Below are 14888 nucleotides of genomic sequence, written 5' to 3' on the forward strand. Positions count from 1 at the left end.
ACAGAGCGGATTATGCGCCGTCCGCGTCCGCCGCGTGACAATCACACGCCCGGTTCTCGAGGAGTTCCCTGATGGTGTACTCCTGGAGGCAGTCCTCACAGGTTACCGTAACCGAGACGGTGACGTCGAAGTCGCCGATGGCGACGACCTCGTTGCGCTCGAGTTGGGCGACGGTGTCCGCCGTAACGGCCGCAGTCCGATTCTGTAACGCACCGAGCTTTTCGCTGCTGCTCTCCAGCCGTTCTTCATCGCTCGGCGTCTCGAGTTTCGCGCCGAGACAGTCGGTAAGGTGTTTGTAGACCGTCTGGTGAGAGACGAAATCCGACTCGACTCGGTCGATCGGAACGCCGTCCCGTTGGAGTTCGTTTCGAGTCTGAACCCGGGTCCCGCTGCTGACGTCGTCGTCGGTCAACAGTCGGTAGGTGTTCTCGACCTCTCCCTCTTTGGGCGGGATGTCCGCCTCCTCGAGCGCCGCCTCGAGCACGCGGTGATTGACGTAGGTCGCGAGTTCGCGCGTGCTGCGCTGGTCGTCTCCGTCCCCAGTCCAGTAGGCGACCAGGTCGTCGTTGAGACCCGCGAGCTCGTACTGCGTCGCGACCCGCCCGAGCTTGCACGTACACACCGCCTCCGAATCAGTCGAACTGGAACGATCGGTCACTATGTTTGTCTACTCGTCAGGAGACGAAAAACGTTCGGATCCACGTCGTCTTCGGAACGTGCAGGTGTGATCCGTAACGGTGGAGAACTGCGTTCCGGGCCAGTATCGTCTTACCGTCACGCTGACAAACCATTCTACATAGACATGTATGAGTTCATATCGCTATCGAGCCGCTCGTCTGTCATCATCTGAGTTATGTATGCAATCGATACTCCCGATTACAGAGGTACTTTTGTAATTTGTGGTTCACACAGATATAAAAGCAATGTGCGTTACTTGCGGCAGCCGCGTATATAATATTTGGCTTGCATTTGATTGGTGTCCGAAACTGACTATCGATTCCACCCAGAATTCAGGCTTCTGTCGACTATTTTTCGGACTTGGCGTGTTCCAGGCGAACTCTTGAGCCCTGTTTTACGACTGTCGTCCTTGACAAGAGCAGCGGACAAACCCGTAAATAAATCAAATAATGCGATATCTTTTCCTGGCATGGGTGTCGTTTCTGTTCTGGCCCGGTACCGAGTTCGTCTTGCGTTGCCCTCGAAACCCTCACCGACGGATGGATGCTAGTTGCCGGTTGCATCACCGAATTCGCTATCGGCATCGGAGACAGCCGACGAGTCGTCGCCCGATTGTCGAACGAATGTTTCCATAATTCAACGATAGCGTAATAGTGATGCCAACCGGCGCCGTAAATTACGAAAGTACCTCTGTAAATAGCGTTCTGGTCTCGCGTCGAGATTGAGTAGCTGTCTACTCCGGTCGAAACGGGAGCGGGTGCTCGCGTCTAACTGTTTGAAGATGAGATTGCTAAGGGGTTCGGTTCTTGTTCCCTCCGATCGCGATATCGCCACGCATTCTGGACGCAACGCTTCGAACACCAGAAGCGAGTGAGGGAACTATTATTTATTCGGCACCCGTCAGTAGGGCATACAATGGACTACACTGAAGAATCCGACCGAATCGTCGTTCGACTCGATCCCGGCGACGAAGTATTGGCCTCCCTCGAGACGCTCCGCGACGACGCGGGACTCGAGCAAGGCTTCTTGATGGGGATCGGCGCCGTCGACGAGGTCGTGCTCGGCCACTACGACGTATCCGAACAGGAGTACAACGAGGAGCGGTTCACCGGGCAGTATGAGGTGACGAGCTTCCTCGGAAACATCGGTCCCGACAAGATCCACACGCACATCCAACTCGGAGACGAGAACTTCGAGTCCCTCGGGGGCCACTGCTCGGAGGCAGTCGTCTCCGGGACGTTCGAGATCGTCGTCTTCCCGGGCGAGACCTCGCTCACCCACCAGCTGGACGAACGGACCGGACTCGACGTCTTCGACCTCTGAGCCCGGGACCAATCCGGCCGGCCCGATACGGGGCCCTGATTGGGCTCGCGGTCGATCCGCTCGGGTCTCGAGGCGGCGTTTGGCGTTTCCGGAGCTATGCTCGAGCCGGTCGCGCCCCTCGCGACGCCGTGGCACCGACCCGGAACGTCGGATGTCCCGCCGACCGAACCGGCGGTCGACTGATCGGCGCTGTAGCCAGCATTTCGTCGCTCGATTCCCATACCTCGGTTGGAAAATGGCACTAGTATCAGAACAGAATGATAGTATGGAGATAGATAATCGCGTTCTCTCGAGATGCAGATCAACTCTAAAGATCATCGATACGCGGCACAGTATCGCTTCTAAAACGGCTTCTATGGAACCACTCTCCGGCCGTCTAGTACCGAAAGACAATAGTTAGTGTCTTCGAAAATAGGAAGGGGAGTGCGGTGGACACATCGATAAAAACTCCATAAATTGGACAATATGGTGGTGTTAAGTCGGAAATATGTGCTAATATGGGTCCCCCAATACGGTGTTACTCATTTTAGACACTTCTCAAATAACATATGGAGGTTGGTACTATATCTGACCGGGTTAGATTCCGGTTGTGTGGCAGAGAAACACGTCGACTATCTACCAGTTAGCCGACGCCCGAGGCAGTCGGTCCGCGACGGTGATACCACTGACAGCGAACGGAACGTATCGAGAACGGAGTGCAATACCGCAGGAAAGTATCGAGCAACTGCAGTCGAGAGATCGATCGAAACGACGGTGAAAAGCCGAGCGGACCGCTTACGCGAGACCGAGGGTCTCCTCGGCCTCGAGGAGTTCGTGGTACCGGTTCCGAATCGTCACTTCGGAGATGTCGGCGACGTCGCTGACGGCGGCCTGCGTGGTCTTCTCGTTGGTCAGCAGGGCGGCGGCGTAGACCGCGGCGGCCGCGAGGCCGACCGGCGACTTGCCGCTGTGGACGCCCTTCTCCTTGGCGTTCTGCAGGAGGGCACGAGCGCGGTGTTCGGCCTCGTCCGAGAGTTCGAGTCCCGAGGCAAAGCGGGGGACATAGCTCTCGGGGTCGGCGGGCTGGACCTCGAGGCCCAGTTCCCGGACCACGTAGCGGTAGGTGCGGGCGATCTCGTTTTTCTCGACGCGGGAGACGTCGGCGATCTCATCTAAGCTACGGGGCACGCCGGCCTGGCGGGCAGCGGCGTAGACGCAGGCCGTCGAGACGCCCTCGATCGAACGGCCGGGGAGCAGATCCTCGTCGAGCGCGCGGCGGTAGATGACGGAGGCAGTCTCGCGGACGTTCGTCGGGAGTCCCAGCGCGGAGGCCATACGGTCGATCTCGCCGAGTGCCTGTTTCAGGTTGCGCTCCTTGGAGTCGCGAGTGCGGAAGCGCTCGTTCCACTTGCGGAGGCGCTGCATCTTCTCGCGCTGGCGCGAGCCCAGGGAGTTCCCGTAGGCGTCCTTGTTGCGCCAGTCGATGTTCGTCGAGAGCCCCTTGTCGTGCATCGTGTTCGTCGTGGGCGCGCCCACGCGGGACTTCTCGTTTTTCTCGGTAGCGTCGAAGGCCCGCCACTCGGGGCCGCGGTCGACTGAGTCCTCCTCGACGACCAGTCCGCAGTCCTCGCAGACGGTCTCGCCGTGTTCGTCGTCGACGACGAGGTTGCCCGCACACTCGGGGCAATCGAGGTTGCTCTGCTCGCTTTCGTCCGTCGTTTCGGTTGTGTCGTCTGTTTCGTGCTCGGTACGCCGTACTCTTGTGTTCGATGGTGTGTTGCTCATACGATGGCGAATGCTGACCGGCCGAACTAGCTGCAAAAGCCCGGACGGATTCGTTACCTTCCACGTTCAGACACTCGATGGTTAAGGGTTTCGAAATCGCGAGCCGACAGCTCTCGAGAGCGGGTAATTCGCCGGAACTAGTATGAATGATCGGGACAATCATGAGGGGCGTCTCGCCGAACCGGAGCCCCCAACTGCCGCCCCTTCGAACCGCCGCTATGGACCTCGCAGTCGGAAGCACGAACCCGACCAAGATCGACGCCGTCGAACGGACCCTCGAGCGATTCGATCCGACCGTCGTCGACGCGGCGGTCGACTCCGGCGTCCCCGAGCAGCCGTGGTCGATCGAGGAGACCGTTACCGGCGCCGAGAACCGCGCCCAGCGCGCGCTCGCGGCGACCGACGCCGACTACGGGATCGGCCTCGAGGGCGGCGTCGCGCGTATCGACGGCGTCCCGGGGCTCTCGCTGATCATGTGGGCCGCGGCTACGGACGGCGACCGGCTGGAACGCGGCGGCGGGCCGACGCTTCACCTCCCGGACGACGTGGCGCATCGCCTCGAGGACGGGGCGGAGCTGGGGCCGGTGATGGACGACCGCCTCGGCACGGACGGGATCGCCGAGGCCGAGGGCGCCGCCGGCGTTCTGACGGCCGGCCTGACGAGCCGAACGCGAGCGCTCGGCGAGGCGGTCGCGTGTGCGTTCGGTCCGTTCGTCGCGGACGAGTCGAGCCCCGACCGCGCCTAGCGCCGTCGTACCGTAACACAACCCATCACCAGAGATGACAGACTGACCGGGATCATCATCAGAGACACGTGATGGTCTATCGCACCTGACGCTCACCAAAAGACATATATTAACCGCACGTACCAACGGGAGCTTTCTACTCGATTATGATCCCATTAACTCCCGGCAAAACCGCAAGCAGGCGTCGGGTTAACCGCGCGTACCAAACCCCCTAAGGGCGTTCCTGCCATCGAACGAAGTATGAGCACTGCAATGGCGGCCGACCTCACGAGCAAGCAACACCGTATCCTCCAGTACCTTCGCGATAACGCCGGCACGAAGACCTACTTCAAGTCGCGACTCATCGGCCAGGAACTCGGAATGACCGCGAAGGAAGTCGGATCGAACATTACGGCGCTGCAGGACGGCAACTTCGACGTCGAGATCGAAAAATGGGGTTACTCCTCGAGTACGACGTGGAAAGTTAACGTTTAACGCTCGCGACGCAGGCGACGGGAGTCATCCGCCGCCCTCCCCGTATTTTCTCTTTGTAATCCGTCCGGTAGTGTAGCAGCCGTTTTTTCACGGTTCGCGGCATAGGACCGGGCGAGAAATGCCACAGCCGATTCTGTTCGATATGGACGGCGTCCTTCTCGAGGGTCCGGGAACTCACCCGCAGGTGTACGCGGACGCCGCCGACGCCGCCCTCGACGAACTTGAAGCCGATCCGACGCCGACCCAGCGGGCCGATCTCCGCCGAAATGACCTCGAGAACGTCGCCGACCACTGCGAGGCGCTGGGGATCGATCCAGCGCGGTTCTGGCAACTGAAGGAACGCTACGCCTCGCAGGGAACCCACGATCGACTCCGGGCCGGCGAGCGCGGACTGTACGACGACATCGACGCAATCGAGGCCCTAGCCGAACGAACCACAGTCGGGCTCGTGACCAATAACCGCCACGAGACCGCGGAGTTCGTCGCCGACTACGTCGGCATCGACTTCGAGGTCGTTCGCGGTCGCGATCCGACGCTCGAGGGCTACCGGCGCCGCAAACCCGAACCCGATTACATCGAGGACGCGCTCGACGAACTCGGGAGCAGCGAGGGACTCTACGTCGGCGATTCGATCAAAGACGTCACGGCCGGTCGAGCCGCCGGCCTCGAGACGGCGTTCCTCCGACGCTCGCACAATCGCGGCCTCGACCGCCCCGCCGAGGCGACGCTCGAACTCGAGTCGCTGGCGGCGCTGACCGATATCGTCTGAAGAATATCAACCACAAAATCGACGCGTAACGCGCTATTACCAAGGAGTAGTCCACTCTTAGCCGTCGTACGTGAGGTACTGGTCCGCGTTTCGCGCGAGTTGACGGGCCGCGTCGCCGAAGGAGTCGGCGTGGCGGACGACCAGAACGAGGACCGTCTCGGGCCGTTCGACGGCGTAGCCGTCCTCCCGGGAGAGCAGGCCCTCGTCCTCGAGTTCGCCGGCGTACTTGCTGACGGTCGGCGGCGAGACGTCGAGTACCGCCGCGAGGTCGCCGCCGGTCGCCGCCGGGTTCCGGAGGAGTTCGATCAGCATTCCGCGGGGCGTCTCCCGGCGGAGGTAGCCAAGCACCTGCTTTTCGAACTCGTCGAACCGGCCGGCCGGCACGAACCGTTTGTAGTCCCCGTCCCGGTAACGCTCGATTACCTCGAGTTCCTCGAGACGTCGCAGGTGGTGTTGGGTTTCGCCGGTCCCTAACTGGAGATCGTCCCGGATCTTCGAAAAGTGGGCGCCGGGCGTCGTCGAGAGATAGCCGGCAATCGCGTCGCGAGCGTCGCTTTCGCCCGTGTCGGCCGCGGCTGACTCGGAGAGTCCGGCAAGCGGCGACGCCGCTCCGAGCGCGGCGAAGCGACGAAGGGTCGCTCGTTTCTCGTCGTCGACCCCGTTTGATGTCGTCATGCTGTGCTTACTACGAGGAATGGGACGGGACCTAAAACAGGTTTCGCTCCAATTCGTTTCGTGAAGCGTGATAGTCTCTGCGCGATGTTTATGGCGGAATTCAGTTTTTGAACGGGGTCAGATCTGGGACCAGAAGGCTGGCGGGCAGTTGGTGAACTGTCGCCGGCGCGTGGCAGTTAGTTCGTCGAGTCGTCGGCGTCGTCGGCCGACGGTTCGGCGCCGCCGTCGGTTCGTTCCTGGAAGTCCTGATCCATCTCCTCGATGACCGCGTCGGGGTCGGAGATGGTGCCGGCGTCCTTGCCTTCTTTGATCGCCTGGGCTTCCTGTTCCATCGCCTCAAGGTCCATCTCGGCTTCCTCGTCAATCTCGCCGATGATCTCGGCGATGTCGTCGAGGCCGATCAGTTCGCGGGTCTCCTCGTCGAACTCGCGACTCTCAAGTTCGGCGCCGTTCTCCTCCACGTCGCTTCCCGAGAGGTGCTTCCCGTAGCGGCCGACCAGCGAGGTGAGCTCCTGTGGCATGACGAAGGTCGTCGATTCGCCCTGACCGATGTCGGCCAACGTCTCCATCCCCTTATCGATGACCGCACGTTCGCCCATCGACTCGGCGGACTTCGCGCGTAGGACCGTCGAAATCGCGTCACCCTGGGCCTCGAGGATCTGGCTCTGCTTTTCACCCTGGGCGCGGATGATCTCGCTCTGTTTGTCACCTTCGGCCTTCTCGACGGCGCTGCGGCGTTCACCCTGTGCCTCGAGGATCATCGCGCGGCGCTTACGCTCCGCGGAGGTCTGTTGTTCCATCGCGCGCTGGACGTCCTTCGAGGGGTTGACCTCGCGGACCTCGACGGACTCGACGCGGATCCCCCACTCGTCGGTGGGTTCGTCGAGTTCCTGGCGGATGCGCGCATTGATCTCCTGGCGCTTGTTGAGCGTGTCGTCGAGTTCCATGTCGCCCAGCACGGCTCGGAGGGTGGTCTGGGCGAGGTTGGAGACGGCCTTTTTGTAGTTATCGACCTGCAGGAACGCCTTCTTGGCGTCCATGACCTTGATGTAGACGACGGCGTCGGCAGTCACGGGCGAGTTGTCCCGCGTGATCGCTTCCTGACGGGGAACGTCCAGCGTCTGCGTTCGCATGTCGAACCGATAGGTGTTCGAGACGAACGGCGGGACGAAGTTGATCCCTGGCTCGAGCAGTTTGCGGTACTCGCCGAAGACGGTCAGAGCGCGCTTCTCGTAGGCGTCGACGATTTCGATCGCACTGAGCAGTGCGGCGATGACGACCAGGAGGACGAGCGCGCCGACGAGCAGCAGCGCACCCCCGGCGGCGGATTGTATTGGAAGTGTTTCTACGACCATATTTCGCTCTTGCGGCGGTGGAGGGAAAAACGTTCCCTTGTTTAGACTACATGTTTGGCCGACCCGATCGGGTCAGCTCGATTTCTCGGTCTCGGTCTCCGCTTCGGGTTCGGACGGCGAATTCTCGTCGACAGCGTCGGTATCATCGGTGTCGTCGGTGTCGTCCGCCCCTTCCGCGAGCGCGCGGTCGATCTCGTCTTCGGCGATCGAGCCGAGTGCCTCGACGGTCAACACGTTGCCGCCGCCGGGATCGAGGACGATGACCTCTTCGCCCTCCTCGATCGTTCCGCCCGTCGACCGGGCGCTGTAATACGGCGAGAACCCGCCTTCCTCGAGTTTGACCTGTCCTTCGCGGGCCGTGACGGTCTCGGTCACGTAGCCCGTCGCGCCTGCCAGCGAACTCGAGTCGGAGGTCTGGGCGGTGCCCTTGCCGCCGTAGAAGTCGAACTCGCGGTAAACGTAGGCCGCTCCGACGCCGATGGCGAGGGTTAGCGCCGCGAGAATAAACGGGTTCACCACTGCGGGAACGAGCACGCCGATCAGTCCCGCGCCGACCAGTGCGACACCGATCACGATGAGGTGTGCGCCCGGCGAAATCGCCTCGAGACCCATGAGTACGAGCCCCGCGATCAGGAGCGCGAGCGGCATGTTCCCGACGAGGAGTTCCAGCATACTGTCAGCTAAGTTCTCACCCGGATTAAAGGTTGCCGAGCGACGTCACCACGGGATCCGGGGCTACAGGTCGAGAAGCACCGACGAACGCAGCTGTGGGTGTCGACGGCCGCCCTCGCGGCGAGTCGTCGACGCGATCGCGCGGTCGCGATCACGATCACAGCGGGAGGGTCATAACTCGGAGGAGGACGAGCGTCATCGCGACCGCGCCGAGGACGACGAAGATCGCGCTCTCGAGGTCGGGATCACCGGGTTTGATCGGCGTCGAATTCGGTTCGGGCGCGTACGAATCGTCCTCGTCCGCGTCGGCGTCGGCTTCGGCCGCCGCGTCGGCGTCCCCGGAGAGATCCAGTGGCACGCGGTACTCGTCGTCCCGCGAGGGGCCGTCGAACCCGTCGTCGCGACGGTCGACAGCGCTATCGTCGGCACGCTCTCGCCGGTCGTCTCGATCCCACGGGTCGCGGTCGTCCGCGGTCTGCCGATCGTCGATCGAGTTCGTCGCGTCCGGATCGGGCGCCGACGAGCCGCGTCGCTCGCCGTCGTCGCCGCCGGCTCCGGCCGCATCGTCTGCCATAGGTGACCGTAACAGCCCCGTCGTCAAAAACCCGCGGGCCCGCGGATCGGTTTTCCCGGAGCGCGATCAGGGTCGGTCGGCCCGCGCGCCGAGATCCCCGCCGTAGACGACGCCGCGCTCGGCGTCGAGCGTCACGACGTCTCCGTCGGCGGTTTCCTCGAGATCGGCGCCGCTGATCATCGGGATGTCCATCTCGCGGGCGATCAGCGCCGGGTAGCCCGTCAGCCCCCGCTGGGCGTCGATGATCCCGCCGATCTTCGTCGGGTCGCCCGTGAACTCCTCGTCGAAGTCGGTCGGCAGCGAGAGGATCGCCCCCTCGGGGACGTCCGTGAGGTCGCCGTCGGTAAGCTTGACGACGGGGCCAGTCACCCGTCCGTCGACGACGACCCGACCGGTCGTCAACGCCTCGGCGGCGACGTGGACCTTCAACATGTTGGTCGTGTTCGCGCCCTCGAGTTCGGTCATCATGCCACAGAGGACGACGACGGTGTCGCCGCTCTCGGCGACGCCGGCGTCTAAGGCCGCCTGGACGGCTCGCTCGACGACCGCGTCGGCCCCCTGATCGGAGACGCGGGCATACAGCGGCGTCACGCCCCACGTAAGCGACAGCTGCCGGCGGACGCGGTGACTCGGCGTCGAGGCGACGACCGGCACGCCCGGCCGGTACTTGGACGTCTTCAGCGCCGTGTAGCCGGATTCGGTCGCGGCGACGACGGCGTCTGCGTCGATATCCCGCGCGAGGAAGCGCGCCGAGCGCGCCAGCGCGTCCGTCCGCGCCTCGCCGGCGGCGGGGACGCGCTGCTCGAGCAACTCGTCGTACTCGTTCGACTCCTCCACCTCGCGAATGATACTGTCCATCGCGTCGACGACCTCGGTGGGGTGGTCGCCGATGGCGGTTTCGGCTGATAGCATCACCGCGTCGGTGCCGTCGAGGACGGCGTTTGCCACGTCGGAGGCCTCGGCGCGGGTCGGCCGCCGGGCGTGCACCATCGAGTCGAGCATCTCCGTGGCGGTGATCACGGGCGACCCCGCCTCGCGGCAGTTCCGGATGATCCGCTTCTGGATCATCGGGACGTCCTCCATCGGACACTCCACGCCCAGGTCGCCGCGGGCGACCATGATCCCGTAGGACGCTTCGATGATCTCCTCGAGGTTCGCCACCGCACCGGCTCGCTCGATCTTCGCGATCAGCGGAATCTCGACGCCCAACTCCTCGAGCACTTCGCTGACCTCGTAGACGTCCTCGGCGTCGCGGACGAAACTCGCCGCGACGAAGTCGACCTCCTTCTCGGCGGCCAGTTCGAGGTCCTTCCGGTCTTTCTCGGTGACGATGTCCAGATCGAGGTCGACGCCGGGGACGTTGACGCCCTTGCGGCCGGCCAGTTCGCCGCCGGCGTCGACGCGGGCGCGGACCGAGTCGCCGTCGTGCTCGAGGACGGTCGTCTCGATCAGGCCGTCGTCGAGCAGGATCCGGTCGCCCTCCTCGACGGCGCCGATGGGGAGGGAGAGGCCGACGGTTTCCGAGCTCGCCTCGTCGCCCTCGACGAACCGGATCTCGGAGCCGGTCTCGAGGGAGACCGTCTCGCCGTCGGGAAGCGGTGCGGTCCGGATCTCCGGTCCCTGCATGTCCAGCATTACGGCGACGGGCTCCGGACGGGCCTCATCGACGGTTCGAACGCGATCGATCAACTCGGCGCGATCCTCCCGGCTGCCGTGGCTGGCGTTCAGTCTCGCGACCGACATCCCTGCCTCGGCGAGCTCCTGAATCGTGCCTCGATCGCTCGAGGCGGGCCCCAGCGTACAGACGATTTTCGCGTTTCGCATAGGTCGACGTTGCGCGAGTACGGCCAAAAATGGTGGGGTCGGTAACTCGCACTCGAGTTCTCGTTCGTGTCGTCCCGTGCCACGCGAATCGTTTTCCGCTCGTTTGCCGGACGCCGACGTATGGTAACTGACGCATCGCTCGTCGACGTTGACGACCGGTCCGTCCAAAACGCGCAGGAACTATCGTCGATCTGGGGCGCGATCAGAACCGAGTTCGAGGATCACGAGGCAGAGATGCTCGACTCGGACGCGATTCTGGGACGGCACGACTTTCTCGTCCTCTTCGACGCGGCCGACCGCGAGTTGGCGTTTAAGTCGGCGTTAACTCTCCGTCGGCACGGACTGTCGGCGCAGACGATGGAAATCGTCGATACCGACGACTTCGCGAATCTAGTCGACGAAATCTGACGGCGTCGAGCGCCGTCGTTCCGCAGTGGTGTCGATACCGCTACGCGTCCGACGGCAACAAATCCGTGTGGACGACGGCCCGGTACTGTTCGTTCGTCGCGGCCTCGAGTCGGGCGAGGAGGGCGGTGGCGTCGGCAAAGCTCTCGGGGAGTTCGAAGGAGTCATCGGCGTCCTCGTCGCGCCGTTTACAGCGCTTGACGAACGAGAGCAGCGTCGGGTACGTACCGCCCCGGGCGTAGACGACGCCGATTCCCTCGCTTACCTGCTCGGCCCAGTGGTCGACGATCGGCTTCGTCTCGACCCGCGGTTGCTGCTGTTGCTCGGCCAACTCCGCCGCGTCGATATCGGTCTCGCCGAGAACCTGATCGAAGGCCGCCTCGAGTTCCTCGGCGTCGTCGGCGGGCGACGGCGCGTCGGCGTCGGCCGCGATCAACCCGCGAAATGCCTCGATCTCCGACCGTCGGACGGCAACGGGGTAGACGAAGTCGTGGGTCTCCTTCGGCAGTTTGTACGACCGCCCCTCGACGCCGCTCTCGCCGGGATCCGATTCGCCCAGCATCAACTCGAGTATGCCCATACCTGAAAGAGACACCGGAAGTCGAATAAGTGTTCCGCGGCCGTCTCGCGGTTCGCAATCGAGGTCCGCTTCTGAGCGGGTGGACCTTCGCCTGCATCGTCGTCTTACCACTCGGCACCGAGCGCCGACTTCACGCCGCCGAACTCGCTCGCGGTCGTCCACGTCCGGCCGCTCGCCGCGTGCTCGACCTCGTAGGCGCCGCCGCAGGCGCCACAGCGGTACCGATCGGGCGCCTTCACGGGCTTCGAGGCGCGGTGGCGCCGCGCCTCCCAGTCGCAGCCGTCGTCGCGACAGCGGAGGACGTACCGAGGGTCCGAAAACGACTCGCAGTGACGCGGCGCCTCGAGTTCGGCCGCCCGTTCGCGAAAGCGCGATCCGTGCCCCGACTCGCCGAACCGCTGGAACTCCCAGGCGTGGACGAGTTCGTGTCGAACGACGCCGGCGAACGTCTCCCAGTCGTACCGCCGGTAGGCCGCCCGCGTGAGCACGATCGTCGCGACCTCACGGTCGGCGTCCCAGCGACACGCCCCGGCGCGACGGCGAGCGCGCGTCGAAACGTCCCACTCGAGGGCGTCGCGGTCGACCTCGAGGTCGTGGGCCTCGAGGATCTCGCGGGCGTGGATCCGTGCCCGAGCGACGATTTCGTCGTCGATCGTGAGGGCGTCCTCATTGTCGTCGGTCACGGACCGACGAACGAAGGCAGATTTCGAGAGCGTTTCGATCGAACTCGAGCGCGACGAGGGTGGGAACTTCGCGATTCCTCGCTCGAATCGAGATGGTGCATAACGCGTTCCCTCGAACGGAATCGACGCGAATTGACGTTCAGGTACCGCTTCTGGAATAGTCGGTTTTCAGATACGAATCGATGAACGCGCTTCTCAAATCATGCGAAGCGGTTTGGCCGAAGCGCGATCGGGAAGACCCGATCGTGATTGATCCGGAGTGTTCCAGTCAATATCCTCTGAGCGTGAACTCGCCGAGCCTCGTGTACGTGGTTATCCCCGACGGATGGGGCACCTCGTCCGGTCGGCCTTCCATCAGCAGCCAGGCGAAGACCGCCTCGCCCTGGATGGGTTCGTCGTCGACGTACTGGGCGGGATGATAGAACTCGAACTCGGCTTCCGGATCGAGGGCACGGATGGCTTCGCCGATTTCGCCTTCCTTGGGGCGGACGACGACAACTTCCTTGAGATCGTCGAGCGCGAGGGTGATGCTCTCGGGGCCGTCGGGGTTCCGGAACCGGACCAGCGTCTCCTCGTCGCCCGTGATGTAGAATTCCGTCTCCGGCGTGGTCCACTCGCTCCCGTCGAAGATCTGTGTCTCGACGCCGTCCGTCGTTCCGGGAGTCGGCCGGGTTACCCACTTCGAGACGTAGAAGATCGTCGGCCCGCCGTACTCCACGTCGCGGTAGGTCTGGAACTCCGTTACATAGCCGGGGCCCTGACGCTGCCAGACCGGCATGAAGACGCCGTCCTCGTAGAAGTCGTAGTTGATGTAGTAGTTGTACGGGGCGAACCGATGCCCGGAGTGGAAGTCACGGGCGTTCGGGACCGCACCCGTGTGGAAGTGCGTCCGAAGTCGGAACCCGCGCGGGTGCTCGGGGGTCTCCGGGTACTCGGTCGTCCCGAGCACACCGGGGCCACCGAAGTCGTTGCTGTGAATGTCCCAGTAGAGCAGTTCCCCGCTGAAGACGGGCTCGTCGTCGGGAAACATGAACTCGCGCGTGTTGCGGCCGTTCCGCTCCGGAAGGGCGTAGCCGGTCGACGTGCTCACCGGTGCGATGTACTCGAACGCCGGTTTGCCGTTGTAGGTCGCGCTGACCTCCGCACCGACGGTTCGCGGACCCGACCACTCGACAGACCAGCCCGCGTCCTCGATGACTTCGTCGACGTTTTCGGTGCGGTGGTATCCTTCCGGTGCGGTGATCTGCGGCCGTTGCATCGTTGGCGGTTCCGGGACGCTGCCGAGAACCGTCTCTCCGTCCGGATTCATCTCTCTCGCAAGTTGCTGCGGTGGATGTTCGGCGAAATCCTCGACGAGGACCACGTCCAGGAGTTCGATATCGTTGCCCGCGATGTTGATGAACGTGCTTACGACGTTGAGTTCGCCGTCCTGCATCACGTAGTATATCGAGGGAGAGACCTCCCCGTGGGCGTAGTCGCCGTAGGCGGTGATAATCTCTGCCGCCTTCTCCATGGGATACCAGTCGTTCCCCTCGAGGTGTTGCCAGACCTCGTCGTGGTCGAGGACGTACTCGTGGCGTCGACGTCCCTCTTCGTCCGGATAGTCGCGGTTCCACGTTACATCGATCGGGTCGGTGATGTGGAGTGCCTGTAGCTCCTCCGTGTGCCGATCGACGAGACCGTACGCGACCTGCCGTTGCTCCGCCGTGACCTCGAACTCCCCGGATTCGCGGCCGCCATCGACACTCATTCCGGTCGTTCCCTGGACGCTGATGGCATCGAGATCGTTGGTTAGCGGATCGTAGGCTTCGAACGACGCGATCCACTCGCTCGCCACGTCATTCACCGCTGGGTCCGCGAGTAGCGTTTCGACTGCCTGTCGCTTTCGGTATCCCCACAGTTCCTTGTATCCGAAGTCGCTGACATCGCGCGGACCGATGCGACGCGTCTCTGTGATCCGATCGCCCGGTTCGGGCGGGTCGTCCGGTTCCGACTGCCCTTCGACGCTCCCGTCCGAACAGCCCGCAAGGACACTTCCCGTCGCGACGCTCAACGTCGCTACGAATCGACGTCTACTGACGGTTCGAAGCGTATCTTGTATGCCTTGCTTTCCCATACCATGAACAGTACCTCTTGGAAGTCTTCTAATTACCCAATAGTATCCTGAATATTCTATCGGTAATGTTCCGAGTATCAGTCGGTAAAAATCAGTGATTCACTTACAGCACGTTATCTACCTGTAAGAGGCGATCGTACTGCTCATAGCATCGCGAACGAAATAGAGCCGTAATGAGTTATCGTCTCGCAGAGACGCGTTATTCGGTAATCGTGCAACCGAACGAACCGTTTGCTTCGGCGGGGACTAT

Annotated in this window: 15 protein-coding genes; 5 read left to right on the plus strand and 10 right to left on the minus strand. The window is 63.0% G+C overall.

Annotated features, from left to right (window positions below):
• Window positions 1-10: 10 nt before the first annotated feature.
• Complete coding sequence (gene rdfA, locus EH209_RS10505) at window positions 11-658, minus strand: rod-determining factor RdfA (protein ID WP_126662864.1); 648 nt, start codon at window positions 656-658, stop codon at window positions 11-13.
• A gap of 935 nt (window positions 659-1593) precedes the next feature.
• Between rdfA and EH209_RS10510 the strand changes: the two genes are divergently transcribed.
• Window positions 1594-2001, plus strand: coding sequence for a PPC domain-containing DNA-binding protein (locus EH209_RS10510; protein WP_008896215.1), 408 nt, complete (start codon window positions 1594-1596; stop codon window positions 1999-2001).
• A 774-nt stretch (window positions 2002-2775) separates the two neighbouring features.
• Here the strand turns inward: EH209_RS10510 and EH209_RS10515 are convergent.
• On the minus strand, window positions 2776-3765 hold the full coding sequence (locus EH209_RS10515) for a transcription initiation factor IIB (RefSeq protein WP_126662865.1): 990 nt from the start codon (window positions 3763-3765) through the stop codon (window positions 2776-2778).
• A 218-nt stretch (window positions 3766-3983) separates the two neighbouring features.
• Here EH209_RS10515 and EH209_RS10520 point away from each other — a divergent pair, with 218 nt between their 5' ends.
• From EH209_RS10520 to EH209_RS10530, 3 genes are all read left to right on the plus strand, one after another.
• Window positions 3984-4511, plus strand: coding sequence for a DUF84 family protein (locus tag EH209_RS10520; protein ID WP_126662866.1), 528 nt, complete (start codon window positions 3984-3986; stop codon window positions 4509-4511).
• A 240-nt stretch (window positions 4512-4751) separates the two neighbouring features.
• Window positions 4752-4985, plus strand: coding sequence for a DUF7123 family protein (locus EH209_RS10525; protein WP_126662867.1), 234 nt, complete (start codon window positions 4752-4754; stop codon window positions 4983-4985).
• 118 nt (window positions 4986-5103) lie between these two features.
• On the plus strand, window positions 5104-5754 hold the full coding sequence (locus tag EH209_RS10530; protein ID WP_126662868.1) for an HAD family hydrolase: 651 nt from the start codon (window positions 5104-5106) through the stop codon (window positions 5752-5754).
• Window positions 5755-5811: 57 nt separating this feature from the next.
• Here EH209_RS10530 and EH209_RS10535 read toward each other — a convergent pair whose 3' ends face one another.
• From EH209_RS10535 to pyk, 5 genes are all read right to left on the minus strand, one after another.
• Entirely contained in the window at window positions 5812-6429 is a 618-nt protein-coding gene (locus EH209_RS10535; protein WP_126662869.1) for a winged helix-turn-helix transcriptional regulator, read from the minus strand.
• Window positions 6430-6605: 176 nt separating this feature from the next.
• Window positions 6606-7784: an SPFH domain-containing protein gene (locus tag EH209_RS10540; protein ID WP_126662870.1), complete on the minus strand. Its 1179-nt coding sequence runs from the start codon at window positions 7782-7784 to the stop codon at window positions 6606-6608.
• A 72-nt stretch (window positions 7785-7856) separates the two neighbouring features.
• Window positions 7857-8456 (minus strand): NfeD family protein, encoded by a 600-nt coding sequence (locus EH209_RS10545; RefSeq protein WP_126662871.1) that lies wholly within the window; start codon window positions 8454-8456, stop codon window positions 7857-7859.
• Between the two features lie 157 nt (window positions 8457-8613).
• Window positions 8614-9030 (minus strand): DUF7312 domain-containing protein, encoded by a 417-nt coding sequence (locus EH209_RS10550; protein WP_126662872.1) that lies wholly within the window; start codon window positions 9028-9030, stop codon window positions 8614-8616.
• 66 nt (window positions 9031-9096) lie between these two features.
• Window positions 9097-10854 carry a pyruvate kinase gene (gene pyk, locus EH209_RS10555; protein ID WP_126662873.1) on the minus strand — a complete coding sequence of 586 codons (1758 nt, stop codon included), beginning with the start codon at window positions 10852-10854 and terminating at the stop codon, window positions 9097-9099.
• 120 nt (window positions 10855-10974) lie between these two features.
• On the opposite strand from pyk, the gene EH209_RS10560 reads away from it, so the two are divergent.
• On the plus strand, window positions 10975-11262 hold the full coding sequence (locus tag EH209_RS10560; RefSeq protein ID WP_126662874.1) for a GYD domain-containing protein: 288 nt from the start codon (window positions 10975-10977) through the stop codon (window positions 11260-11262).
• Between the two features lie 40 nt (window positions 11263-11302).
• Here EH209_RS10560 and EH209_RS10565 read toward each other — a convergent pair whose 3' ends face one another.
• The 3 genes from EH209_RS10565 to EH209_RS10575 form a co-directional block, all read right to left on the minus strand.
• Window positions 11303-11839 carry a hypothetical protein gene (locus EH209_RS10565; RefSeq protein ID WP_126662875.1) on the minus strand — a complete coding sequence of 179 codons (537 nt, stop codon included), beginning with the start codon at window positions 11837-11839 and terminating at the stop codon, window positions 11303-11305.
• Between the two features lie 104 nt (window positions 11840-11943).
• A complete protein-coding gene (locus tag EH209_RS10570; protein ID WP_126662876.1) occupies window positions 11944-12522 on the minus strand; it encodes a SprT family zinc-dependent metalloprotease in 579 nt (192 codons plus the stop codon).
• A gap of 268 nt (window positions 12523-12790) precedes the next feature.
• Window positions 12791-14575, minus strand: coding sequence for a hypothetical protein (locus EH209_RS10575; protein ID WP_204748536.1), 1785 nt, complete (start codon window positions 14573-14575; stop codon window positions 12791-12793).
• Window positions 14576-14888 lie beyond the last annotated feature (313 nt).

The organism is Haloterrigena salifodinae (genome assembly GCF_003977755.1).
In the GTDB taxonomy this organism is placed as follows: domain Archaea; phylum Halobacteriota; class Halobacteria; order Halobacteriales; family Natrialbaceae; genus Haloterrigena; species Haloterrigena salifodinae.

Coding starts and splice junctions, on each gene's coding strand:
- EH209_RS10565 (WP_126662875.1), bottom strand. CDS start 11,839: ATGGGCATACTCGAGTTGATGCTGGGCGAATCGGATCCCGGCGAGAGC.
- EH209_RS10520 (WP_126662866.1), top strand. CDS start 3,984: ATGGACCTCGCAGTCGGAAGCACGAACCCGACCAAGATCGACGCCGTC.
- EH209_RS10525 (WP_126662867.1), top strand. CDS start 4,752: ATGAGCACTGCAATGGCGGCCGACCTCACGAGCAAGCAACACCGTATC.
- EH209_RS10535 (WP_126662869.1), bottom strand. CDS start 6,429: ATGACGACATCAAACGGGGTCGACGACGAGAAACGAGCGACCCTTCGT.
- EH209_RS10515 (WP_126662865.1), bottom strand. CDS start 3,765: ATGAGCAACACACCATCGAACACAAGAGTACGGCGTACCGAGCACGAA.
- EH209_RS10550 (WP_126662872.1), bottom strand. CDS start 9,030: ATGGCAGACGATGCGGCCGGAGCCGGCGGCGACGACGGCGAGCGACGC.
- EH209_RS10560 (WP_126662874.1), top strand. CDS start 10,975: ATGGTAACTGACGCATCGCTCGTCGACGTTGACGACCGGTCCGTCCAA.
- EH209_RS10540 (WP_126662870.1), bottom strand. CDS start 7,784: ATGGTCGTAGAAACACTTCCAATACAATCCGCCGCCGGGGGTGCGCTG.
- EH209_RS10545 (WP_126662871.1), bottom strand. CDS start 8,456: ATGCTGGAACTCCTCGTCGGGAACATGCCGCTCGCGCTCCTGATCGCG.
- EH209_RS10530 (WP_126662868.1), top strand. CDS start 5,104: ATGCCACAGCCGATTCTGTTCGATATGGACGGCGTCCTTCTCGAGGGT.
- EH209_RS10510 (WP_008896215.1), top strand. CDS start 1,594: ATGGACTACACTGAAGAATCCGACCGAATCGTCGTTCGACTCGATCCC.
- pyk (WP_126662873.1), bottom strand. CDS start 10,854: ATGCGAAACGCGAAAATCGTCTGTACGCTGGGGCCCGCCTCGAGCGAT.